The organism is Shewanella sp. BJSY2023SW005, from assembly GCF_047314585.1.
Taxonomy (GTDB): Bacteria; Pseudomonadota; Gammaproteobacteria; order Enterobacterales; family Shewanellaceae; genus Shewanella; species Shewanella algae.
Genome location: NZ_JBKORJ010000020.1, coordinates 139,033 through 163,199 on the forward strand (window position 1 = coordinate 139,033; position 24,167 = coordinate 163,199).

Annotated in this window: 18 protein-coding genes; 11 read left to right on the top strand and 7 right to left on the bottom strand. The window is 53.4% G+C overall.

All coding sequences use genetic code 11. The annotated features are described in order from the left end of the window. Positions 1-34 precede the first annotated feature (34 nt). Positions 35-928 carry a LysR family transcriptional regulator ArgP gene (locus ACMHXI_RS04930; RefSeq protein ID WP_025009709.1) on the bottom strand — a complete coding sequence of 298 codons (894 nt, stop codon included), beginning with the start codon at positions 926-928 and terminating at the stop codon, positions 35-37. 156 nt (positions 929-1,084) lie between these two features. Here ACMHXI_RS04930 and ACMHXI_RS04935 point away from each other — a divergent pair, with 156 nt between their 5' ends. Further along, positions 1,085-1,711, top strand: coding sequence for a LysE/ArgO family amino acid transporter (locus ACMHXI_RS04935; protein ID WP_208171077.1), 627 nt, complete (start codon positions 1,085-1,087; stop codon positions 1,709-1,711). A 116-nt stretch (positions 1,712-1,827) separates the two neighbouring features. Here the strand turns inward: ACMHXI_RS04935 and bcp are convergent, their stop codons facing one another. Both bcp and ACMHXI_RS04945 read right to left on the bottom strand, forming a co-directional pair. After that, positions 1,828-2,295 (bottom strand): thioredoxin-dependent thiol peroxidase, encoded by a 468-nt coding sequence (bcp, locus tag ACMHXI_RS04940; protein ID WP_025889755.1) that lies wholly within the window; start codon positions 2,293-2,295, stop codon positions 1,828-1,830. Positions 2,296-2,335: 40 nt separating this feature from the next. Next, positions 2,336-2,884 (bottom strand): glycine cleavage system protein R, encoded by a 549-nt coding sequence (locus ACMHXI_RS04945; RefSeq protein ID WP_025009712.1) that lies wholly within the window; start codon positions 2,882-2,884, stop codon positions 2,336-2,338. A gap of 174 nt (positions 2,885-3,058) precedes the next feature. On the opposite strand from ACMHXI_RS04945, the gene dapA reads away from it, so the two are divergent. From dapA to ACMHXI_RS04965, 4 genes are all read left to right on the top strand, one after another. Further along, positions 3,059-3,943 (top strand): 4-hydroxy-tetrahydrodipicolinate synthase, encoded by an 885-nt coding sequence (dapA, locus tag ACMHXI_RS04950; RefSeq protein WP_028779222.1) that lies wholly within the window; start codon positions 3,059-3,061, stop codon positions 3,941-3,943. A 4-nt stretch (positions 3,944-3,947) separates the two neighbouring features. Next, positions 3,948-5,048 carry an outer membrane protein assembly factor BamC gene (bamC, locus tag ACMHXI_RS04955; RefSeq protein WP_208184740.1) on the top strand — a complete coding sequence of 367 codons (1,101 nt, stop codon included), beginning with the start codon at positions 3,948-3,950 and terminating at the stop codon, positions 5,046-5,048. 439 nt (positions 5,049-5,487) lie between these two features. Continuing rightward, positions 5,488-6,573: an efflux RND transporter periplasmic adaptor subunit gene (locus ACMHXI_RS04960; RefSeq protein ID WP_208184741.1), complete on the top strand. Its 1,086-nt coding sequence runs from the start codon at positions 5,488-5,490 to the stop codon at positions 6,571-6,573. Beyond that, on the top strand, positions 6,570-9,662 hold the full coding sequence (locus ACMHXI_RS04965) for an efflux RND transporter permease subunit (protein WP_028779221.1): 3,093 nt from the start codon (positions 6,570-6,572) through the stop codon (positions 9,660-9,662). The genes ACMHXI_RS04960 and ACMHXI_RS04965 overlap by 4 nt, the downstream gene beginning before the upstream one ends. Before the next feature lie 303 nt (positions 9,663-9,965). On the opposite strand, the gene emrD is transcribed toward ACMHXI_RS04965, so the two are convergent. After that, complete coding sequence (gene emrD, locus ACMHXI_RS04970; protein ID WP_257574394.1) at positions 9,966-11,147, bottom strand: multidrug efflux MFS transporter EmrD; 1,182 nt, start codon at positions 11,145-11,147, stop codon at positions 9,966-9,968. A 615-nt stretch (positions 11,148-11,762) separates the two neighbouring features. Between emrD and ACMHXI_RS04975 the strand changes: the two genes are divergently transcribed. The 4 genes from ACMHXI_RS04975 to ACMHXI_RS04990 all read left to right on the top strand — a co-directional run bounded on the left by ACMHXI_RS04975 (position 11,763) and on the right by ACMHXI_RS04990 (position 18,523). After that, the gene (locus ACMHXI_RS04975) at positions 11,763-12,539 is read left to right on the top strand and encodes a tRNA-uridine aminocarboxypropyltransferase (RefSeq protein ID WP_025889957.1); all 777 of its coding nucleotides are present in this window, start codon (positions 11,763-11,765) and stop codon (positions 12,537-12,539) included. A gap of 135 nt (positions 12,540-12,674) precedes the next feature. Then, positions 12,675-13,931: an efflux RND transporter periplasmic adaptor subunit gene (locus ACMHXI_RS04980; protein ID WP_391564203.1), complete on the top strand. Its 1,257-nt coding sequence runs from the start codon at positions 12,675-12,677 to the stop codon at positions 13,929-13,931. Beyond that, positions 13,932-17,072 (top strand): efflux RND transporter permease subunit, encoded by a 3,141-nt coding sequence (locus ACMHXI_RS04985; protein ID WP_413734195.1) that lies wholly within the window; start codon positions 13,932-13,934, stop codon positions 17,070-17,072. An 83-nt stretch (positions 17,073-17,155) separates the two neighbouring features. Further along, entirely contained in the window at positions 17,156-18,523 is a 1,368-nt protein-coding gene (locus tag ACMHXI_RS04990) for an efflux transporter outer membrane subunit (protein WP_243881615.1), read from the top strand. Between the two features lie 19 nt (positions 18,524-18,542). On the opposite strand, the gene ACMHXI_RS04995 is transcribed toward ACMHXI_RS04990, so the two are convergent. The 3 genes from ACMHXI_RS04995 to ACMHXI_RS05005 all read right to left on the bottom strand — a co-directional run bounded on the left by ACMHXI_RS04995 (position 18,543) and on the right by ACMHXI_RS05005 (position 22,276). Next, positions 18,543-19,238, bottom strand: a complete 696-nt coding sequence (locus tag ACMHXI_RS04995) for a tRNA/rRNA methyltransferase (protein ID WP_413734197.1) — start codon at positions 19,236-19,238, stop codon at positions 18,543-18,545. Between the two features lie 136 nt (positions 19,239-19,374). Beyond that, positions 19,375-19,920 (bottom strand): serine protease inhibitor ecotin, encoded by a 546-nt coding sequence (eco, locus tag ACMHXI_RS05000; RefSeq protein WP_044734463.1) that lies wholly within the window; start codon positions 19,918-19,920, stop codon positions 19,375-19,377. A gap of 292 nt (positions 19,921-20,212) precedes the next feature. After that, positions 20,213-22,276: a PhoX family protein gene (locus tag ACMHXI_RS05005; RefSeq protein ID WP_413734199.1), complete on the bottom strand. Its 2,064-nt coding sequence runs from the start codon at positions 22,274-22,276 to the stop codon at positions 20,213-20,215. A 257-nt stretch (positions 22,277-22,533) separates the two neighbouring features. Here ACMHXI_RS05005 and ACMHXI_RS05010 point away from each other — a divergent pair, with 257 nt between their 5' ends. Together ACMHXI_RS05010 and ACMHXI_RS05015 are read left to right on the top strand one after the other, a co-directional pair. Continuing rightward, positions 22,534-23,658, top strand: a complete 1,125-nt coding sequence (locus ACMHXI_RS05010) for a cation diffusion facilitator family transporter (RefSeq protein WP_413734201.1) — start codon at positions 22,534-22,536, stop codon at positions 23,656-23,658. Between the two features lie 13 nt (positions 23,659-23,671). After that, positions 23,672-24,109, top strand: a complete 438-nt coding sequence (locus ACMHXI_RS05015) for a MarR family winged helix-turn-helix transcriptional regulator (RefSeq protein WP_025009721.1) — start codon at positions 23,672-23,674, stop codon at positions 24,107-24,109. Positions 24,110-24,167 lie beyond the last annotated feature (58 nt).

Genomic DNA, 24,167 nt, shown 5'->3' on the forward strand with positions numbered 1-24,167 from the left:
GGCCTATGGTCGCCTGTGTTTTTTCAACCGCTATTCATTCGGGCAACAAGTGGTTTCTGGCGCTCGCCGCCAATGCCCTGAATACCAGAGTGGTCTGCTTGGCCTTAAGGTTCCAGTGTTGCCAGTAAAGCGGTACCCGCATCCGCATCATGGGTGTCAACTCTATCAAGCGCCCGGATGCCAACAGCGGCTCGGCCTGCAAATGGCCCACCAGGCCATAACCCAATCCCTGTAGAATCGCTTCCAAAAAGCCTTCCGATGACGGCACTGTGTGTTGCCACCATTGTCCCGGCAGCATTTCGAAGTAGCGCTTCAAGTATTTTTCATGCAGCTTGTCGCGGGTGGAGAATACCACTGCCGGCGCCGAGGCCAGCGAGTCGGTATCCGGCAAGCCGTCGAAAAAACGTTCGGCAAACTCAGGCGTGGCCACACAGGCATACTCCATCACCCCGAGAAACTCGCTGGAGCAGCCGTTCATCGCTTGACCCAAGGTGGTCACGCAGCCGACAGCCTCACCGTTTTTCAACAAGTGATGAGTGTAAGATTCATCATCCACTATCAATTCCAACAACCAACCGCGGCGGGCGAATATGGCGCTGATGGACGGTAGAAACCAGGTTGCCAGACTGTCGGCATTCACCGCGATTCTCACCACAGTGGGCATGGCCGGATCGTCGGCGTCCATTTCGGCTCTGAGCTCAGTCTCCAGCAGTTCGACCTGGGCATAGTGGCGCAAGAGTCGCTTCCCTGTTGGTGTCGGCACTACGGGATTACTCCTGACGAGCAGTGCCTGACCCACTCTTTCCTCAAGCTGCTTTATCCGCTGTGATACCGCCGATTGGGTCACATGCAGCCGTTTGGCTGCTCGCTCAAAACCGCCTTCAGCGACCACCACAGACAGGGCTTTGAGGTGACTGTAGTCCAGCATAAAAACTCCTTGGGTTAATCCTTGTTTGATTATAAGTTTTGCTAATGACCGATAAAAAATATTAGTTATATTAATTTTCTTGCCGGGAGTAAACTGCCGCCATTGAAAACTTTTATTGGTCGCCGGCTATCGCGGCGAACTGCTGTTGGAGAGATTATGCAAACCGCTTTCATTCAGGGCATGGGGATAGGTGCCAGTCTAATCATTGCCGTGGGAGCTCAAAACGCCTTTGTGTTGAAGCAAGGCATCAAACGTGCTTATCCGTTTCCCATCGCCTTGACTTGCTCTTTGATAGACGCCCTGATGATTACTGCTGGGGTTGCCGGGCTAGGGCAGTTGATCTTGGCCGTGCCGGCCATCAAACATCTGGCGAGCTTTGGCGGCGCGGCCTTCCTGCTGTGGTACGGCTTCAACGCGCTGCGTTCTTCATTCAAGAGTCAGGGGTTGCAGACCGGGGATGCTGAAGCGGCGGATTCATTTCGCAAGGCGATGATCACCACCTTGGCGATCAGCTTTTTGAACCCACACTTGTATCTGGATACAGTGGTTTTGCTCGGCAGCATAAGTACCCAGTTTGATACCGAGGTCAGGGGCTGGTTTGGTGCCGGGGCCGTGCTGGCTTCCTTTATCTGGTTCTTTAGTCTGAGCTTTGGCGCGCGCCTGCTGGCGCCCGTGTTCAGCCGTCCCGCGGCCTGGCGTTATCTGGACAGATTTATCTGGTTGACCATGTGGTCAATCGCCCTGGCTATTCTGTGGCCCTATTTTGAGGGAAGGGGCTTCTGAGGTAAGTTCAGGTATCTTGCAGAAAAACAAAAGCCCGCATTGCGGGCTTTTTAGTGTCTCTGGCTTGGGGATGCGGTGAATGCCGGCAATAGGAGCCGGCAAAGTAGCCGTGGGGTTTATCCCTTGAGATAGTCCAGCACCACTTGATGATGATCTTTGGTCTTGAACTTGTCGAACCTGTGGCAGATGGTGCCGTCCTGGTCAATCAGGAAACTCAGGCGATGCAGGCCATCATAAACTTTGCCCATAAATTTTTTCTCGCCCCAGACACCGAAGGCATCGGCTACTGCGTGGTCTTCATCGCTGAGCAGGGTGAAGTTGAGCTCATGCTTATCGATAAACTTGCCCAGTCTCGCCACGGGATCTGTGCTTATTCCAAGCACGGTTACATTGAATTCGTCCAGTTCCGCCTTGCTGTCTCTCAGGCCACAGGCTTGCACTGTACAACCAGGCGTCATCGCCTTGGGGTAGAAATACACCAGTACCCGGCCCTTTTTCAGGCAATCTTGCAGTGAAATATTTTCATCGTTTTGGTTTTTTAGGGTGAAGAGTGGCGCTTTATCGCCTGCTTTTAAGGTGTTCATGCGTTCAATCCTTTTGATCTTTATCTGGGATGAGTGGGATTCAATCGGCTTTGGGGACCGCAATACCCTGCATACGTTTGATGTTGCAGGTCAGGGACATCTCTTCGGCCAAGGCCTGGATGCTGGTTTCCAGTTTATCCAATTCGACCTTTTCCGGGATATTGATGGCCAGGAAAACGTGCTGAGTCTGGCTGCCGTCCGGCAGCTCTTCCGAGTAGGAGCGCACCGCACCGAGATCCAAGGACCTGTCTGCCAGGAACTGGGAGATGCGCTTCATGGTGCCGCGCTGGTCCTGACCGTTGAAAGTCACTTCAATGCGCGAGATGTAATTTTGCGGCGTGTGCTTGGAGGTGCGCTTCATTACCGTCATCAGTTCAAGTTCGACACTGAGACTGGGAAGGCTGGTTTCTATCTTGGTAATGGATGCCCAGGAGCCGGACAACATCATAATCAGAGTAAACTCGTTGCCGAACAGCGCCATGCGGCTGTCGACTATGTCACAGTCGCAATCACTGGCTAATCTTGCCAGTTTGCTGACCAGGCCGGGACGGTCGGCCCCCATAGCGGTAACGACCAGGTAGTTGGTCATGAATTTTCCTCATATTTCCGGTATCATAGAGCGAAAACTCAGCCCCTTTGAGCTGAGTTTTTTGTGCGGTCAACCATGCTACCACAACTAATTCGATTTGTTAGCCCTGACAGTGCTTGTCATTGGCTGGCTGCACCAGTACCATAGCGAATCCTGAAATCTTGGGGACATAAGATGATAAACGGAAGCATCGTAGCCTTAATTACGCCCATGCAAGGCGATGGCTCAGTGGATTTTGCAAGTCTCGAGCGTTTGGTGGAATTTCATATCGAGCAGGGGACCGATGCCATAGTTGCAGTTGGTACCACAGGCGAATCTGCCACTCTGCCCATTCGCGAACACCTCGAAGTGGTGTCACAAACCCTTTCTTTTGCCGCAGGCCGTATTCCCGTCATAGGCGGTAATGGCGCCAATGCCACCGCTGAAGCCATAGAGCTTACCCAGGGCCTGTCGAAACTCGATGTGGCTGCCATGCTGGGGGTGACACCTTATTACAACAAGCCCACTCCCAAGGGGTTGGTTGCCCATTATAAAGCGGTTGCAGCCAGTACGGATGTTCCCCAAATTCTGTATAACGTTCCAGGCCGCACTTCGGTTGACATGAAGCCGGAAACCGTTGCCCAACTTTGTGATGTGCCCAACATCATAGGGGTGAAGGAAGCCACAGGCGATCTCGCACGGGTTAAACTGCTGCGTGAGCTTTGCGGCGATGATTTTCTGCTGTTCAGCGGTGATGATGCCACGGCGCGCGAATTCCTGGCCCTTGGTGGCAACGGGGTGATCTCGGTTGCCAACAATATCGTCCCCAAGGCGTTCAAGGCCATGTGTGAGGCAGCGCTGCAAGGAAGAGCGGCAGAGGCAAAAGCCGTGGATGAACCCCTGAGCGGCCTGTACAGTGCACTCTTTTGTGAGGCAAACCCAATACCGGTTAAGTGGGCGGCCCATCGCATGGGACTCATCAGCGAAGGCACAATTCGTTTGCCTTTGACTGAACTTTCCGAGGAGTTTCATGGTCTGTTGCTTAACGCAATGCAAAAAGCCGGGATAGAGGTTGAATAATTTAATGCTAAAGCAAGTTTCCCCCTTAGTGCTGGTTGTCGCAGTTTCAGCCTGCAGTACGCCGATTGACCGTCGTCAGGCCAATGGCAACTTCGAGTATGTTGAAGCCGGCACTTCAGCTCCCTTGGTGATCCCGGAAGGATTGGACACTCCAAGGTTCAGTAAAGAGTTTGAGATCCCGCAAGCGGGCGCCAAGAGTAATACTGAGTTTGTTGGTGAAAAACTCGATATTCGTCCGCCTTTGCAAGTGCTGCCCATGGCTGAAGGCACCCATGTGGAAGAGGGCAGTGATAACATCAAAGTGGTGGTTGAGTCCATCGACAACAGCGTTGATCTCAAACAGGAGATCTTCAGCACGGTTAAGGGTTATCTGCAAAAGCAAGGCTATGGCATAGTCTCTGAAGATTATGATAAAGGCGCTATCGAAACAGACTGGATTGAAACAGAGCAGGTGCTTGATTCTTCCTGGTTTGGCAGCGATAAAGTCTACCAGCTGCGCCAGCGTTTCCGTTTCGATGTCGAAGTTCGTCCTCATGGCCGCACAGGCAACCTGGTGATCAATCTTATAGATCACGAAGAGCATTACGACGGCTCAGAGCTGCCGGTACTGCTCAGTGGTGAAGATAAGCGCCGTTACACCATAGATATGCTCAATAGCGCCGTGGCCTATATGAGCCTCAAACGGGAGCAGATGATCAAGGCCAACCGTATCAAGCAGAGTCTGGGTATTGATATGTCATTGCATCAGGGCGGCGACAGCGAGAGCTACTGGGTGGCTGATGCGCCATTCAAGCGTACCTGGGATCGTCTGCGGATAGTACTGCCTGAGCTTGGTTTGGAAGTGGTGGACATGGACTCAAGCAAAGGTTTGTTCTACGTTAACTTGAATGACAACTCTGGCTTCTGGAGTTCCCTGTGGGGCGATAACAAGTTAGCGCTTAAAGAGGGCAGCTATCGTTTATTGCTGCAGGAAAGTGCTGCCAACAAAGAGCAGACAGAGATCCGCCTGCACGATGTGGCCGACCAACCGCTCGCGAATGAGACCATTGAAGCCGTCTATCAGAACCTGGCGGATTTGATGCGCGAAGATCGTAAAGTGCGTTAAGCTCTGCGGGTTTAGACCAGAGAGTGTGATTGAAGAGGCGCCGATTTCGGCGCCTTTTTTGATCTCCTCATAAGCCTATTGCTGCCCTTGGGTGCCAAAAGTCGGTACCGAAGTTCTGTGGCTTTCTCAGCATCAGCCATTTATAACCATTTAATTTATAATGTTTTTGTTTGATATTTGTCCTGCCTCTTCATCTTTACCGCACGAGAGATGAAATCAACGCCTCCCTGTTTGTAAAGCCATTTGCAGAATAGTCCTTGGTTTTTGAGTCAATCTATAGCCTGTATCTTTGCTCAGGCGGCTTTGATGCAGTTGTTTTAACTGTGTGTGTGTCTGTGTCAAATAAATGTAATTTGTAAGAAAAGGTAAAACGTATTGAAGCCGATAAGTCGCAGAGTAAACTGTTTCACCCACAAAACTCTGTACCTTCGGACAATCAATGAAAAAAATAATACTCCTTTTGGTACTACTGGCGGCCGCAGCCATTGGTTATCAACAATGGCATCAGCAGCAAGCCCCGGCGGAGAGAAAGGCCCGCCCGGTACCCAATGTTGTGGTGTATAAGGCAGCCATTCAGGCTGTGCGGGATGAAGTGGAGGCCCTTGGCACTTCCAAAGCCTATGAGTCAGTCACCATCACCCCCAAGGTCAGCGATGTGGTGACCTCGATTCGCTTCGATGATGGTCAGATAGTCAAGCAAGGGCAACTGCTTGCCAAGCTGCAGGACGCCGAGCAGCAGGCCAGAGTGGAACTGGCCAGGATCAAGGTACGGGAGAATACCCGCGAGTTCGACCGCATCAGCTCTCTGGTCACCAGCAAGACAGTCGCAGAAACCGAGCGCGACCGACTGCAAACTCTGATAGAAAGTGCCAGAGCCGAAGTCGAGCAGGCACAGGCGGCGCTGCGGGACAGACAGATCACCGCCCCCTTCAATGGTCGCCTGGGTTTACGCCAGGTCTCGGTCGGCAGCCTGGTCACCCCGGGAGTGGTGATCACCACCTTGGATGATATCTCGGTGATCAAGCTGGACTTCTCGGTTCCCGAGCGTTTTATTCAGGACTTGTTGCCGGGCAAAATCGTGGAAGCCAGCGCGGTCGCTTACCCGGATAAGCTGTTTCGCGGCAAGGTTGTTTCCATCGACAGCCGGGTTAACCCAACCACACGGGCAGTAGTGGTGCGCGCCGAAATCACCAACCCCGATGGTCAACTGCTACCGGGCATGTTGATGAAGGTCAAGCTTATCAAGCAAAACCGTGAGGCGTTGTTGCTGCCTGAGTCGGCCATTATTCCTATTCAAAACCGTCACTACATCTATCTGGCCAACAGTGAAGGTGTGGTGGAACAGCGTCAGGTTACTATTGGGCTGCGCAGCCGTGGCTGGGTGGAAATTCTCGAAGGCGTCGAGCTGGGTGAGCAGGTGATCATTCGCGGGATCCTCAAGGTCCGTCCCGGTGACAAGGTCAAGGTGGAGTTCAAGGAACATTTCAGCTTCCTGACGGCTGAAGAGGCGAAGACCACAGCATGATACTGACAGACATTTCCGTTAAACGGCCGGTTTTCGCCTCGGTCATCAGCCTGCTGTTGATCGCTTTCGGTCTGGTGTCCTTCGGTAAGTTGCCACTACGCGAATACCCGGATATCGACCCGCCGATAGTCTCGATAGATACCAGCTACCGTGGCGCCAGTGCCTCTGTGGTGGAAAGCCGTATCACTCAGCTGATTGAAGATAGGATCAGTGGCGTTGAAGGCATACGTCATATCGACTCTTCCAGCACAGATGGCCGCTCCTCTGTGGTGCTTGAGTTTGATATTGACCGCGATATTGAAGCCGCCGCCAACGATGTCCGTGACCGGATTGCCGGTTTGCTGGATAACTTACCGGAAGAGGCCGATCCGCCGGAAGTGCAAAAGGCCAATGGCGGCGATGAAGTGATCATGTGGCTTAATCTGGTGTCGGATCAGATGACCACTTTGCAGCTTACCGACTATGCCCGCCGTTACCTCACCGACAGATTCTCCGTCATCGACGGGGTGGCCAATATGCGTGTCGGTGGCGGCAAGGTTTACGCCATGCGGGTCTGGATTGACCGCCAGGCACTGGCGGCCCGCAACCTGACCGTAGCCGATGTCGAAGCGGCCCTGAGATCGGAAAACGTCGAACTGCCGGCCGGCTCCATCGAATCCAAGGAACGTCACTTTACCGTGCGGCTTGAACGCAGCTTTCGCACCGCCGAAGACTTTGCCAACCTGGTGCTGACCCAAGGGGGCGATGGCTACCTGGTTAAGCTCGGGGATGTGGCCAGGGTCGAAATCGGCTCGGAAGAAGAGCGGATCATGTTCCGTGGTAACGGCGAAGCCATGATAGGCTTGGGGGTCTCCAAACAGTCTACCGCCAATACTTTGGAAGTGGCGCGGGCGGTGAATAAACTGGTGGATGAGATCAACCCGACTCTGCCCCAGGGGATGGAGATTAAACGCTCCTACGACAGCTCAGTGTTTATCGAAGCCTCTATCGATGAAGTGTATCAGACACTGTTTATCGCCATTATTCTGGTGATCATCGTCATCTACCTGTTCCTTGGCAGTGTGCGCGCCATGTTGATCCCGGCGCTGACTGTGCCTGTATCCCTGCTGGCCACTTTTATCGTGCTCTACGCCTTGGGATACACAATTAACCTCTTGACTCTGCTGGCGATGATCCTGGCTATCGGCATGGTGGTGGATGATGCCATCGTGATGCTGGAAAACATTCACCGCCGCATCGAAGAGGGCGACAGTCCATTGAAAGCCGCTTTCCTCGGCGCCCGTGAGGTGGCCTTTGCGGTTATTGCCACTACGGCTGTGTTGGTGGCGGTATTTATGCCAATCACCTTCCTCGATGGCGATCTCGGTAAGCTGTTTAAAGAGTTTGCCGTCACCATGAGTGCCGCCGTGTTGTTTTCCTCGATAGTGGCACTGACACTCAGCCCCATGATGTGTTCCAAGCTGCTTAAACCCGCGAGCCAGGATACTTGGTTGATGCGCCAGGTCGACAAGGGAATGAACGCTCTGGCAGGCTTTTACAGCCGCAGCCTCACCGGCGCCATGAAGCACCCCTTGCTGGTTTCCCTGTTGGTGGTAGCAGCTCTTGGGGCCAGTGCCTACATGGTTAAACTGATCCCGCAGGAGTTTGCGCCGGAAGAAGACAGGGGATCTATGTTCCTGATGGTCAACGGCCCGGAGGGTGCCAGCTATGAATATATTGAAGCCTATATGAACGAGGTGGAGCAACGTTTGATGCCTCTGGTCGACAGCGGTGAAATCAAGCGTTTGTTGATCCGTGCGCCTCGTGGTTGGGGCGGCTCGGCCAACTTCTCTAACGGTATGGCGATCATAGTGCTCAATGACTGGGGCCAGCGCCGTCCCGCCAAGGAGATCATCAATGATGTCCGTGCCAGGCTGGCCGATCTCGCCGGTGTCAGGGCGTTTCCTGTAATGCGTCAGGCCTTTGGCCGTGGAGTGGGCAAACCTGTGCAGTTTGTCATTGGCGGCCCCAGTTATGAGGAGCTTGCCAGATGGCGCGACATCATGCTGGAAAAAGCGGCGGAAAACCCCAATCTCGTCGGTTTGGATCATGACTACAAGGAAACCAAGCCCCAGCTCAGAGTTGTTATCGACAAAGACAGGGCGGCCGATCTCGGGGTTTCCATCGCTCATATAGGGCGCACGCTTGAGTCCATGTTGGGTTCACGCCTGGTGACTACCTTTATGCGCGACGGTGAAGAGTATGACGTGATCATTGAGGGGAACCGCGACAGCCAAAACACCGCCTCGGATATGCAGAATATCTATGTGCGCTCAGATCGCAGCAAGCAGCTGATCCCACTCTCGAACCTGGTCAGCATAGAGGAGTTTGCCGACGCCAGTCAGCTCCATCGCTACAACCGGATGCGGGCCATTACGCTGGAGGCCAGTTTGGCGGAAGGTTACAGCCTGGGTGAGGCGCTCGATTATCTCAATGATTTGGCCCACACCTATCTGCCGGCAGAAGCCTTGATAAGCTACAAAGGTCAGTCGCTCGACTATCAGGAGTCCGGCAGCTCCATGTACTTCGTGTTCCTGCTGGCACTGGGGATAGTGTTCCTGGTATTGGCGGCGCAGTTTGAGAGCTATATTCACCCCATGGTGATCATGCTGACTGTACCGCTGGCAACCGTGGGCGCCTTGGTGGGTTTGTTGCTGACCGGTCAAAGTCTGAATATCTACAGCCAGATAGGCATCATCATGTTGGTGGGGTTGGCGGCCAAGAACGGTATTCTGATTGTTGAATTTGCCAACCAGCTCAGGGATAAGGGGGTCGACTTTGATGCTGCTATTTTGCAGGCGGCCAACCAAAGGCTCAGACCCATACTGATGACAGGCATAACCACGGCCGCCGGTGCCGTGCCTCTGGTGCTCGCCGAAGGTGCCGGCGCCGAGACCCGCTTTGTCATCGGTGTGGTGGTGCTCTCCGGCATTTTGCTGGCCACCTTGTTTACCCTGTTGGTCATCCCTGTGGCTTATTCACTGTTTGCCCGCCATTCCAGTTCGCCCGAAGCCGTGGCGCAGCAACTGGAAAAGGAGCTGGCAGAATAACCGGCCTAATCAGTCGCCAAACCGTTTAAGGTAGGGCTGTTGGTTTTGTTTTCGGTTTAACCTCAGATTTAGGTACCAGCGCTCCTTTAGGGGCGCTTTTTATGCCTGAGCTATTCGGTTGTTTTGGCTTTGTTGTCATGATCGCAGTTTGGCAAGGCGCATAAGGATAACGTCCAAAAGCGAATGCCTCAGTCGACTGAAACGCCAACAAAGTCTGAATCGCAAAGAAGAGCATGAAGTGTAAGGGGTAGAAGCAGCAAGACCGGCCAGTGGCCGGTCTTGCTTAATGGTTTGACAGGGAAATCAGAGCGGGTCCCCGGCGGTATGCACATCGATATCCGGATGGGTTCTGGCATAGTTGAGTGCCAACACCACCAGCACCACCATGGACGAAGTCAAAAGCCCTATGCTGAGTTGTCCCATCATGGGCACCAGCGACATCAACATGGCCGCAAGACCGGCGGCAAAGTTCTGCAGTCCACCAAGCAGGGCGCCGGCCACCCCGGCTTGGCGCGGGAAGGGCTCAAGCGCCGCCGATGTCAGCGCCGGAAACAATATGCCGGCCCCGGTAAAGAAGAGCACTGAGCCAATCAGTAGACTCCAACCTATCACCAAAGTTGACAGGCCGGGCAGCAGTAAAAACAGTGCTCCGGCACCCAGCAGGGCTACACCGTGGTGAAACAGTTTATGCAGTGATGCCTGTCTGCCGGCATACCAGGCTCCCAACAGATAACCCGGAATAGGCGCCACGAAATAACAACTGACCATCATGGGGCTCATAGCCAGCACCTGGCCATAGAGTATACCGGCGATGGCTTCAAAGGCGGCAATCCCGGCGAAGGTAGCCACCAAGGACAGCAGATAACCGCGAAAGGCTCTGTGCTTCAGCACCAAGGCATAGGACTTGAGCATGGACTGCGGCTGGCGTTTCTCCTTGGGGAGGGATTCCTTGAACCTCAGCGCCAGGGTTATCACCACGCAGACACCGAAAAAAGCCAGGAACCAATACACGGCATGCCAGCCATAATGCACACTCAACACTCCGCCAATAAAGGGAGCCAGCAGCGGCGAGAACACCACGGCCATGGACACATAGCTGTTGAAACGCACCAGTTTTTCGCCGAAGAAGAAATCTCTTGGAATAGAGCGGCAAAGGGCACCGGCACTGGCGGTGCCGCAGCCTTGAATGGCGCTGGCCAGCAGCAAGGTATTAAAGCTCTCGGCGCAGGCGGCGATGATGGCACCTATGACGAAAAGACTGAGACCGATGAGCAGCAGCGGCTTGCGACCGAATCTGTCCGATACCGGACCATAAACAAATTGCAGTAGGCCATAGGCCAAGAGATAAGTGCCCATAATCGCCTGCAGTTGCCCGGCACTGACACTGAATTGCTCACCCATCATAGGCAGCGCCGGCACAAAAATGGTTTGGGCAATCTGGCCGCTGGCGACCATCATCACCAGCATGATTAATAAAGGCTTCAAGGATACGCCGGAAACATTCTCATCAGGTACCACAGTAATACTCCTACAACCTTGATAAAGAACCATAACTAAAGAACCGTTTGGGAAGATGCCGACAAGGCGAGTGCCTCTTGAGATAAGTATCAGCCCCTTCCTGCTCGGGAGCTCCCGAGACGGGCGCTATCATACTCGGCAATTTTGCAATTTCAATGACAGAAGTCGCTGTTATACAAGAAAAAAATTAAAGCTATTGATAACATTTTCTATAGAATAGGTTTGTGTACCTTAATCTTTACATTGTTTGGGTGGAATATAACCCAAAAGTTGGGGGTGTTTACCTTTGGAAGCGCTATGGCAGCACTACAGAGGGCTTTCATTGCTGTATTGAGTCTCTATATTGGAATGATATGTTTACAAATCTTGATGATGGATTATTTTCCATCGGCTCTTTCATTCGGCCTTATGGACAAGCACCAAGTGCCGGCTATCCTGGCAAGAGTGAGGTTAAATGACTTGCTGCCACATGGATGCAGCAGTAAACTGCGCCGGCTCTTACGTACGGCAGTCAAAGCATCAAGGCTGGCGGTAAGAAAGTCGTACACTAGAGTTATTAAGTCATTGTAATTCGGGAAATTCATGTCAATTCAACCTCACGCGGTACACCGTCTGTATGAATACCGACAGTCGCTGTCGACCAAGCCTTATGCATCAAGGGGCAAGAATCTTGTTCGCTGTGGCCGTTGCCTGTTGGAGCAGAGCTTTTGTACCTGTGAGCACAGGCGCCTTCTGCCCTGCGAAGCGGCGTTTGCTTTGCTTATGTATGATGCCGAGGTATTGAAACCCAGCAACAGCGGGCGTTTGATAGCCGATCTCATTCCGGATACCCATGCCTTTCTTTGGTCGAGAACTCAGCCGGACCCTCAACTCTTAGCCTTGCTGGAAAACCCGGATTATCAGCCTTATCTGGTGTTTCCGGGGGAATATGCCTTACCGGGGCAAGAGGTGGTGACTGAGGCTTTGAGCGAGGTGTTCGCTAATCAGGGAGATCCGGAGCAAGGCAAGCGACCGCTGTTCATTTTGCTCGATGGCAGTTGGCGTGAGGCGGTGAAGATGTTTCGCAAGAGTGCTTACCTGCATCAATTACCTATGTTGTCATTCAGCGCCGAAACCTTGGCTCGCTATCAGCTCAGAAAGGGTAGCCGCGACTTTCAGATGGGTACAGCCGAAGTGGCAATTTTAACGCTGCAGTCTCTGGGTGAAGAGGGCTGCGCCGAAGCGCTTGATACTTGGTTTAAGCTCTTTATCAGCAGCAGTCTGGCAACACGTAGCCGCTTGATAAAAAATAAGCCCGAGCATATTCAATCACTTAAAGAGCAGTTTGCCTTTCAGGTTGAAACTCTGAGGCTCAAATAAGTTATTAGCTTTCCCTTAATAATAGTCGGGAATTGACACGCAGCTTCAAGGACTTACACTGGTAAATGAACAACCTGTCGCCAAACGTCGGGGTGTTTAACAATCAGGATCTCCCATTGAACGCTGGAAGCTGCTATGTCCTCTGTCTTTGCTGCGCTAATGACCGTCTTCGCCCGAAAGGGTTCAAATGCATCGCTTTTCTCTATGCCACTGCTTATCGTCAGTGGCTTTTTATTGCTCGGTTGTGACCCCGAACCCGTTGCCATCACGCCCAAACTGGTGGTGGTGGAAGAGGTCAAACAGGCGACGGTGCCTGTCTACGGTAATTATGTCGGTATCACCAAGGCTTCTTTGGATGTGGAGGTCAGGGCCCGCGTCGATGGCTTTGTCGAGGAGCGGCTCTTTACCGAGGGCAGCGCGGTCAATGCCGGCGATATCTTGTATAAGATAGATAACAGGCCCTATAACGCTGTGGTTAATCGACTCAAGGCCAACGTCGAGTCGCAGCAGGCGATACTGGAAAAGGCGCAGCGGGATGTGAAGCGTCTGAAACCCCTCTATGAGCAGGATGCCGCCAGTCAGCTGGATTATGATAATGCCCTATCTGCGTTGGCGCAGGCCAAGTCGGCCCTGGCCGCCGGCCACGCCGAGCTGGAAGAGGCGCTGCTGGAACTCAGTTATACCGAGATAAGAGCGCCGATCGCAGGTCTGGTCAGCCGCTCTGAGGTGGATATCGGCGCCTTGGTCGGCAGTCAGGGGCAATCGCTGCTGACACGGGTGAAGCAGGTGAATCCCATCTATGTGAATTTCAATATGTCGGCGCTGGATTACCTCAATGCCAGACGGCGAATGACCAGTTACAACCAACAGCAGGAAGCGGAAACTGAAGGCAAGGCGGTTGAAGGCTTTGTGCGTATCACCTTACCGGACAACAGTGATTATCGCTATTTGGGTAACGTCAGTTTTACCGATCCCCAGGTCAATTCCAGCACAGGTACCTTTGAGGTGAGGGCGGTACTGCCCAATCCGGACAAGGAGTTATTGCCGGGTCAATACACCAATGTCAGGATCAAACTCAGTGAGATAGACAATGCCATAGTGATCCCGCAGCGCTCGACTCAGGTAGATCAGGGCGGCGTCTATGTGATGGTGGTGATGCCGGACAATAAGGTTGAACGGCGCTTTATCGTGATTGAATACCAGGGCCCGGAAGGCGTGGTGGTTAAAAGCGGTCTCAACGCCGGTGAACGTGTGGTAGTCGAAGGCATGCACCGTGTGCGTCATGGCCAACTGGCCGAGCCGCTGGATGCCAAAGAGTATCAAAAGCGGCTCGACGAGCAGGAAAAGAAAGAGGCGCTGGAGCAGCAATCAAAAGAACAGGAGCGTAAGTAAATGGCTCAGTTCTTTATCGGACGGCCGGTATTCTCGGCTGTTATCAGTATCGTTATCGTGCTCCTGGGCTTGATAGCCATGTTCCAGCTGCCGGTGGATCAATATCCCTATATCACGCCGCCGCAGGTGAGTATCTCAGCCTCTTATCCGGGGGCAGCTTCCACTACAGCCGCCGAGTCTGTGGCAACACCGCTGGAGCAGCAGGTCAACGGTGTGCCCAATATGATCTATATGAGTTCCAAGAGCACTAATTCCGGCAGCACCAATGTCACCATTACCTTTGATGTGGGCACCAGTCCGGATCTGGCGGCGGTGGATGTGCAGAATGCCACTCAGCAGGCCATCGATAGCTTGCCTATCGATGTACAGACCGCCGGGGTGTCAGTCTCCAAGGATTCCTCGGTGGAACTGCTCAAGCTGTCATTGACCTCCAAAGATCCCCGTTTCGATGAGATCTACCTCTCCAACTACGCCTCCATCAATATCGAATCGGCACTGAGAAGGATCCCCGGCGTTGGCCGGGTTCGTAACACAGGCGCTCGCAGTTATGCCATGCGGGTGTGGTTGCGCCCGGATGCCTTGGCCGGTCACAGCCTGACTACCACAGACGTTATCGATGCCATCAAGGCACAAAACAAGGAAACCCCGGCTGGTACCTTGGGTACCCAACCCAACACTAGTGCCTTGAGCCAGACCTTGCCGATAACCGCCAGCGGACGTCTGTCCAGTGTCAGGGAATTTGAGGAAATCATAGTTCGCGCCAATCCCGACGGCTCGCTCATTCGCTTGCGTGACATTGCCAGGGTAGAACTGGGTTCTTCGGCTTATACCTTACAATCACAACTCAATGGGGAAAACGCCACCATCTTGCAGGTGTATTTGCTGCCCGGTGCCAATGCCCTTGAGGTGACCCGTAAGGTCAAGGAAACCATGGCCGAACTCGCGACCAAGTTCCCAAGCGGTATGGACTGGCAGGTGTTTTACGATGCTTCTGTGTTTATCGAAGAGTCTATCGATGAGGTAGTGCAGACCCTGATCGAAGCCCTGGTGTTGGTGGTGTTGGTGGTGTACCTGTTTTTGCAGAACCTGCGGGCGACCCTTATCCCGGCGATCGCGGTACCTGTCTCTTTGATAGGGACGCTGGCCGCCATGCTGGCCTTCGGTTTTACCATCAATACAGTAAGCCTACTGGCACTGGTTTTGGCCATTGGTATTGTGGTTGACGATGCCATTGTGGTGGTGGAAAACGTCGAGCGACTTATCAATGAAAAGGGCATGAGCCCGATGGCGGCCACCCGCAGCGCCATGAAAGAGTTATCCGGAGCCCTGATAGCGACCAGTTTGGTGCTGTGCGCCGTGTTTGTTCCTGTGTCCTTCCTTGCCGGTATCACAGGTATTATGTATCGGGAATTTGCCGTCGCCATTGCCGTAGCCGTGCTGATCTCGACAGTGGTGGCATTGACCCTGAGTCCGGCACTTTGCGCCTTGTTGTTGCGTCCGGGCGATGCGGCCAAGAGCGGTTTCTTCTTCTGGCTCAACAACCGCCTCTCCAAATTGACCGACAAATACGTATCCCTGGTAGGTGTAGCCAACAAACATGCGCGGCGCAGTTACCTGGTGTTTGGCGCCATGGTGGTGGCGGTTTGGTACATTATGAGCCACTTGCCATCGAGCTTTATGCCGGATGAGGACCAAGGGCGTTTCTTTATTGATATGACATTGCCGGCCGGAGCGACGGTCAACCGCACCCAAAAGGTACTCAAGATTGCCGAGCGCCATGTGCTGGCCCATCCTGCGGTAGCCTGGTCCTTCACCCTGGCCGGTGAAAACCGCCGCTCGGGTTCGAATCAGGCCAACGGCCAGTTTGAAGTGGTCCTCAAGCCCTGGGCGGAGCGGGAGCAAAGCCAGGCCACAGTGCAGAAGGTGATGAAAGAGCTGAAACATGAACTCAGCCAGGTATTGCAGGCAGAGTTCAACCTCTACCTGCCATCGGCCGTGCCCGGTTTGGGGAACGGCTCCGGGGTTGAAATGGTGCTGCAGGATACTTCGGGAACCAATTTCAAGGGGCTGATGGAAACCAGCAACGAATTGGTGGAGCAGCTCAAACAACAACCGGAAGTCGCGGCAGCGGCCATGTCGCTGCAGGGTTCCATTCCGCAGATGTATCTCTCGGTCAACGAAGCCAAGGCTATGGCTATCGGGGTGGATGTGGCCGATCTTTACAGCACTATCAAGACCTTTACCGATTCCTCCGTAGTCAATGATTTCAATCTGTTTGGCCGGGTGTATAAGGTCAGGGTTCAGGCCGAGGACAGTTATCGCCAGTTCCCCCAGCAGATCAAAGATTATTATGTCCGGTCATCCAATGGTGTCATGGTGCCTATCGGAGTTCTGGCCGACTATGAATACACTGTGGGGCCGGCGGCTGTGACTCACTACAATCTGTTCTCCAGTGCTTCCATCAACGTCACTCCGGCAGCCGGGTATGCTTCAGGTGATGTGATAAAAGCAATCAACAGAGTAGCTAAGCCCATGCTGCCGCCCGAATTCAAGTACGAATGGACCGGGCTTACCTTCCAGGAAGTACGCTCGGCCAACCAGACCAGTATCGCCATTACGCTGGCTTTGGTGTTTGTATTCCTGTTTTTGGCGGCGCTGTATGAGAGTTGGACCATTCCTGTGGCCGTGCTGCTTATTGCTCCGGTCGCCATGCTGGGAGCCTCTTTGGCAACACTGCTCAGTGGTATGCAGAGTAATCTCTTCTTCCAGGTTGCCTTTATCGCCCTTATCGGGATGGCAGCCAAAAACTCGATTTTGATTGTCGAGTTCGCTAATCAACTGCACCGGGAGGGCCGTTCAAGACTGGAGGCGGCAATGGAAGCCGCCGCGATGCGCTTCAGGCCGATTTTGATGACCTCCATGGCCTTTATTCTCGGTGTCTTGCCACTGGTGTTGTCGGCCGGACCCGGCTCAGTCAGTCGTCACTCGGTATCTATTCCCATCCTTGGCGGCATGGTGCTGGCGACCAGCATAGGGATTATACTGGTGCCGCTGTTCTTTGTGACCACAGCCGGTTGGGTTCGCGCCAAGGTTAAGGGTGATTCGGCAAGCCAAAAGCCGGAAACGGAGGAAGGCTTATGATGACCGGAGTATTAGCCATGAGCCAAGAGAAGCCGAACAAGAGCCTTGTCAGCTGCAAATGCACTAGACCGGCGCTACTCGCTTTGACACTTTCCTTGGGCCTTTGGGGCTGCACTCTGGGGCCGGATTATCAGCGCCCCGAGCTCAACATGCCGGCGCAGTTTGAGAAGACGCTGCCGCAAGTAGAGTCCAATGAAGCCGTTAAGGATGAGTGGCAGACGTTTTTCCTCAATCCCGAACTGCAGACGCTTATTCGCCAGGCGCTGGGGAACAATATCGACCTGGCGATGATGCAGAGCAGGCTGCGAGCCGCCAGAGCAGAAGGGCGGGTGGTCGATGCGGCCCTGTGGCCCGAGCTTGGGCTGGAGTTTGAAGCCAAACGGTCACTCAGCAGTGCCATTACCAATAAAGATCCCAGTGCCAAGACGGCCTTGGGCCTTAACGGGGTTGCTTCATGGGAGCTGGATATCTGGGGCGCCAACCGCCGGGCCAGTGAGGCGGCACTGGCCAATACTCTGTCGCAGGCAGAGCTGCTTGAGGCATCCAAAATCAGTCTTATCAGTGATATCGCCACCGCCTTTTACGAGCTGACCGATATTGAGCAAAGACTTAAGATCTCCCGGGAAACGGCACAGATCCGCGCCAAGGAACTGCAGCTGGCTAAGCTCAGGCGGGCCAACGGGATGATCTCGGGTCTCGATGTACACCAGGCGGAAGTGGAATATCAAACCGCCATGGTGACCTTGCCTCAGCTCGAATATGACAGCAAGGCCAAACGTAATCAGTTGCTTATCTTACTGGGGGCTTACGATCACCCCCTGCCGGAGCTTCCCAAACTGGTGAGCAGTGAATTTCCCGAATCTCTGGCGGTTGGGGTGCCTTCACAGCTACTGTCACGCCGCCCGGATGTACGCGCCAGCGAGCTGGCTCTGGTAGCGGCCACGGCCGGGGTCGGGGTAGCCAAGAGCGCCTTTTTCCCCGGGTTTACCATTACCGCCGAATATGGCCGCGAATCCAATAGCCTGGATAACCTTTTCAGCTCAAAGGGACTCACCTGGTCGCTGCTCGGTGGGATCACGGCGCCAATTTTCAATGCCGGCAAGATAAGCGCCGAATATGAGATCGCCAACGAGGCGCAGGTGCAGGCAATGCTTGCTTATCGCAGCACGGTATTGAACGCCTATATGGAAGTACGCAATGCGATGAATGATTATCAGAGAACGCAGCAGGCTCTGATAGAGCAGCAACGCTTGCTCGATGCTTCCTCTGAGTATGTGCGCTTGGCGCGGCTCAGATACAAGAACGGTGTTGCTACTTCACTCGATTTGATGGATGCCCAGCGCCAACGCTTCAGCGCCGAGCTTTCGTTGAGCGAGTCAAAACGCGATAAGTTGCTGGCTATGATAGCCCTATACCGCGCCCTGCGTGGCGGCGCACCGGCAAAGAGTTAACCCAGGGAACACAGTAACTTCAGTCGAGTTTCTTGAGGATATCGCCCAGCAGTTGGTGGGCCATTTTGGCGTCTCTGTCACTGAGGCGAGAGAGGCTCTCATTCAACCACAGGCTTAACTTGGCATCATCGGCGGCATCGACTCGCTCCAGCAGAGTGGTGGCTTTTTGTTTGAGGGCGCTGAGTTGTGCCAACGGCGATTGAGCACTTTTTAGCCCCAGGCTGCCATCGGCACAAGCCAAAGCCTGACCCAGAGCGTAGGAATAGACCATCACGGCTTGCGCCAGATTGAGGGAAGGGTATTCGGTGGCCAGTGGTACGTAGCTGAGCAAGTCACAAATTGCCAAGTCGGCGTTACTCAGGCCGCTGGCCTCACAGCCAAAGACGATGGCGGTGCGCTTCACCTGTTCCTGCTGATGACTCAGTTGTTCGCCGAGTTCTGCCGGGCTTAAATAGTGTCGTGGGCTACTGCGCTCTCTTGCTGTGGTGGCCACCATAAGCTCAAACTCTTCTCTGAGCTCATCCAGGCTGGCCACTTCACGGATGTTGTCCAGTATGTCCTCGGCGCCGCAGGCGACCCAGGCCGCTTCCTCTTCCCGGTGAGCTTGCGAATTCACCACAATGAGTTCACTGAACCCTTGGGTCTTGATTGCGCGGGCAGCAGCGCCAACATTGGCGGCGCGAGCAGGGGAGACGAGTACAAAGCTGAGTTTCATCCGAAAAAAGGCTCTAAAGGAAAACTGCAGCGATTATAAGGTTCTGCAATCGAGAATAAAGCAAAAAAGCTGCAACCGGCCGGGAAAAGGTTTGTTGCAGCTCTATTTGAGCAGCCAGAAGGCTTAAGGCACTGTGTTACTTGGAATAATTGAACACTGTTTCGGCCCGCCACACCCGGTAGCGCAGCTCGGCATCTTTAGGCAGATAGATAACCATAGGCAACTTGCTGTTATATCTCAGCTTGTATTCACCCGGAATGCGAACAAACTCTTCATGCTTGGCCTTATCGAAGCAGGCCATCATGGTCGAGCGTCCCGGGCCAATTTCATCCAACTCCCAATAGGTGTAACCCCAACCTTTGAGATCCATCTGCTTAAGCTCGCCCATCAGGCCGTGCTTGTTGCAGTCGACCATCTGGGTTTGGCCCACCTGAATTTCAACCATGTAGTCGTCTTCGTTTTCCAATTGGGGCAGGGTCAGTATGTGTTGCACCATGCCTTCTTTGGGGGCGGGGAACATCTTGCTGCTATCCTGCGGCTGATAGCTGTTGGCATCAAATTGGTTTGCAGTAATCATGTTCTGATTGTATCCCTGTGGATGCGGCGGGCTGACTGCCAAAACCTGGGCAGATAACAAAGCGGAAGCGATAAGTGCCAGTTTCAGTTTGCCGGACTTAAGCATAGGTTTTCTCCTTATGGGCCCGCTATGGGCTGAAATCAATTATTGGATTGGCGCTGTGTATGATTGCGCTTCTGTAGAGTTAAACGGCCAGCTTCTGAGAAAGGGTTATTTATTTTCAAAAAAATCATAAATAATTTTGTATTGCTATACAAATCAAAATAGTACCAGCTATGTGCTTGCTCTTAATTCAAGTTATCGAGAGGCAAAACGCCCACCAGGTTCAGTCTGGCGGGCGTTGTCAGTTCAGGCCGGTTCGAGTGAACCGGCTGTTCGTTTAAACACAGCTGTTTATTTAAATGCCAACTTCACCACCATCGACTTTACGCAGCACCACGGTCGCTGCCCTCGGGCGTATGCTGGTGCCGATGGGTGTTTCCTCGGCGGCATTGGCCGATACCGGCCAATTCCCCGGGTGCTGGATGTTGGCAAATACCGAAGTGTAGTCCGGCGAGATAGCAAAGCCTGTGACTTCACAGCCATTGGGACCGACAAAGAAGCGCTTCAGCTCGGTTTGATTGTCGGCGGTAACTGTCAGAGGCTTGCCGTCGCCATCGACCATCTTGGATGGCACTATTGCCAGCATCTGGTCGTTGGTGTGCTCAGTCACCTCTTTGGCGCCATTATCTGTCTGGATCCACAGAATACCGCGGGCATCGAACGCCAGGCCGTCCGGGCTGGCCAACTGGTTAAGTTCAGTCAGGCCGGAGAGGTTGGTGGCGTCGTCACCGTCGGCCGGAGAACCGAACAGGAAGATATCCCAGCTAAACTCGGTATCACTGGCACCTTCATCCCAGCGGATGATATGGCCAAAGTTGTTTTTAAGCCTTGGGTTGGCGGCGTTGGCTTCAGTCCGCTTGGAGTTGTTGGTCAGGGTCAGATAGACACTGCCGGTGAAAGGATCCACCACACACCACTCGGGTCTATCCATTGGCGTCGCGCCAACCAAATCGGCGGCGCCGGCGGTATTAATGATGATATCTGCCTGGCTGGCAAATGTATCGGCTAGGGTCTTGCCGTCCTTTGTCATGGCATCCATGGTCAGCGGCAACCATTCACCTACGCCACCTTCGTTAAACTTGGCCACATACAGGGTACCTTCATCCATGTACTTGGCACCGGTTGCCAGGCGGTTGCTGCTGTCTGCATCCTTGGGATCCCAAAGCGCCGCCGAAACAAACTTGTACAGATATTCGAAGCGCGAGTCATGGCCCGAATAGAATACCAGTGGTTTGCCTTCGGTCAGCTTGCCGTAGGCGCAGCCTTCATGACGGAAACGCCCCAGGGCTGTGCGTTTGACTGCGCGGGAGTTGGGATTGTAGGGATCGACTTCGACGATATAGCCATAGCCGTTATCTTCATTGCGATAGTCATACATGGCATCGCTGGCCTTGGGGGTGACATCGAAACGGGCAAATTCATCCAGTCGCTCTTCGGCATGACCGGCCAGATCGGCCCAGCCATAGCGGGTAGAACTGCTGCTGACACCGATACGGCTTTGGGCTTGAGTCATCTCGCCCTTATTGACGAAGTAGCCGGGCCAGTTCTCTTCGCAGGTGAGGTAAGTCCCCCAAGGGGTATAACCGTTACCACAGTTGTTCAGGGTGCCGCGGGTCTGGCTGCCATCAGGCGAGAAGGCGGTTACGACTTTGTCTGTGTAGGCTACCGGGCCGCTGAGATCCATGGTGGAAGCACCGGTGAAGCGGCGATTGTGTTTGTCGTCCTTGACTACTTCCCAGCTGCCGTCGTTAAGCTTGATGCGTACCACAGTCATGCCGTGAGCATTGATCTCTTTACGGACTTCATCGACCAGGGTTCTCAGGCCGGTATCGGCATCCATAGTCGGGCCGTTGGGGTGCAGGGCATCTGGTTCAATGTATTCATGGTTGATACACAAGAGGCCATCGGTTGCGGCTTCATTAAGCGGGAAGAAATGCATGCCGTCGTGGTTTTGACCCACAGAGTTGGCCTGATCCTGAGCGGTATTACTGCCATCAGCCTTCCAATCGGCCGCTTTACTGTTCAGCGGAGTCCCCCAGGGAGCCAGGACCTGAGCCCGGTAACCTTCAGGGATAACCACTGCATCAAGGCGAGAACCGGCTACCGAATCAAAACCGAGTGTAACACTGGATTGGCTGGGAGGAACCGGAGTAGGGGGCACAGGATCCGGTGTGCCAGAGGTGTTATTGTTGTCGGAACCACAGCCGGCAAGGCCGAAGCCGCCGAATGCAGTCAGGGCACTGACGCCCAAGCCACTTTTTACAAAATTGCGCCGGGAAAGGTGTTTATCCAGTACCTGGGCAAAAGGTTCGTTCTGACTCTTGTTATAACGCGTCGGATCGAAAGTCGCCTTGCTCATAAGATTTCACTCCGTGATCTTCTATCTCGTTATAGGAATTGCAAATGCGACGCAAAGACTAATGACGCCATATGACAGCCAGATAACTGAAAGGTGACACAAATAAGACATAATCCCCCGACTTTAGGATGAAGTTTGTTAATCCCATGGTCACACTTGTGATTTTTTTCAGTCGCAATGCTTGAAATTGTGTCAGGAAAAAGAGATATTTCGCCTATCAAATAGTTTGAATATCAAAATATAACAGCAGGCTAACTATGAGTTCAGAGTTTCATACCACCACGCGCTGGCAGCATAATCATAACTTTACCCACCATAATGAGCAGGGAGAGAAGAGTACCAAGTGGGTGCTTTTGCTGACTGTGGTCACCATGGTGGCCGAGATTGTTGCCGGTACTATATACGGTTCCATGGCGTTGTTGGCCGATGGTTGGCATATGGGAACTCATGCCGCTGCATTTATGCTGACATTGTTTGCTTACTCTTACGCCAGGAAACATGCCAACAACCCCAGATTTGCCTTTGGTACCGGCAAGGTCAGCGTACTCGGTGGTTTTACCAGTGCGATTGCTCTCGGCTTGGTGGCACTGTTGATGTTGATAGAGTCCGGCTCCAGACTCCTGTATCCGGAAGATATTCATTTTGACCAGGCGATTCTGGTGGCCATCATAGGTTTAACCGTCAACATCGTCAGTGTATTTCTGCTCAAGGACCATCACGGTCACGATCATGGCCACAGTCATGGGCATAACCATGCACATAGCCATAGCCATAGCCAGGCAGATAGCCACAAGCACGGACATGACCACAATCACAGCCATCACAGCGATCACGGACAGCAGCATGTCCACGACCATGGTGATTCCCACGGACACAAAGATCATAATCTGCGCGCAGCCTATTTCCATGTATTGGCCGATGCCTTGACCTCCTTGTTGGCAATTGGCGCGCTGTTGGCCGGTAAATATTTCGGATTGAATTGGCTGGATCCCGTGATGGGCATTGTCGGAGCTGTTATCATCAGTCGCTGGGCTTGGGGACTTATCAGCCAGACCAGCCCCATTTTGCTTGACGCAGGTGTTGAAGCCGAGTTCAGTCGCAAGCTGGTGGAACGGATAGAAGCCGAAAAAGACCACAAGGTAACCGATATTCATGTGTGGCCGGTCAGCGCCGATCATCACGCAGCCATGATCTCTTTGGTGAGCCACGCTCCCCACAGTACCGACTATTATCATGAGTTGCTGGCGGATTTCAGTCGCATAGATCATCTGACCATTGAAGTCAATCAATGTGCCGACTGCGATAAAGCGGCGATGCCGAGAGCCAAAGAATGTGAGCAAGCGAGCCACACACAGACAGGACATCATCACCATCATCATTGAGGTGCAAGAATAGATGAAACAGCAACAGCGGCAGGATTCGCTGCAACAGTCAATCAACCACGCCATCATAGAGTTTTATGAGCGTCTGTCCTCATGGGAGCAGAGCGTAGTCAGAGACCAAGGCGCTTCACTGGCGCAGATCCATACAGTGGAGATCCTGGGGGCTCACGGCCCTATGAAGATGAAGGAACTGGCGGAAAAGCTCGGTATTACCACAGGAACCCTGACCGTGCAGGTTGAACGTTTGGTTAAGGCGGGCCTGGCCGAACGTCAGCCGCTGGAAAATGACCGGCGCGCCATCCAGGTATCCTTAACCGAAAAGGGCGAGCAGATGTTTAAAGAGCATGATGCCCTGCATTTGCAGTTAACCCGAGAGATGACCGCGAAATTCAGTGACGCTGAGCTGGAGCAACTGCTTGGGTTCTTCAATCGGCTCAACAGCGAATTCTAATTGCGATTGTTTACCCTGATATAAAACCTCAAAGCGCCTTTAAAAGGCGCTTTCTTTT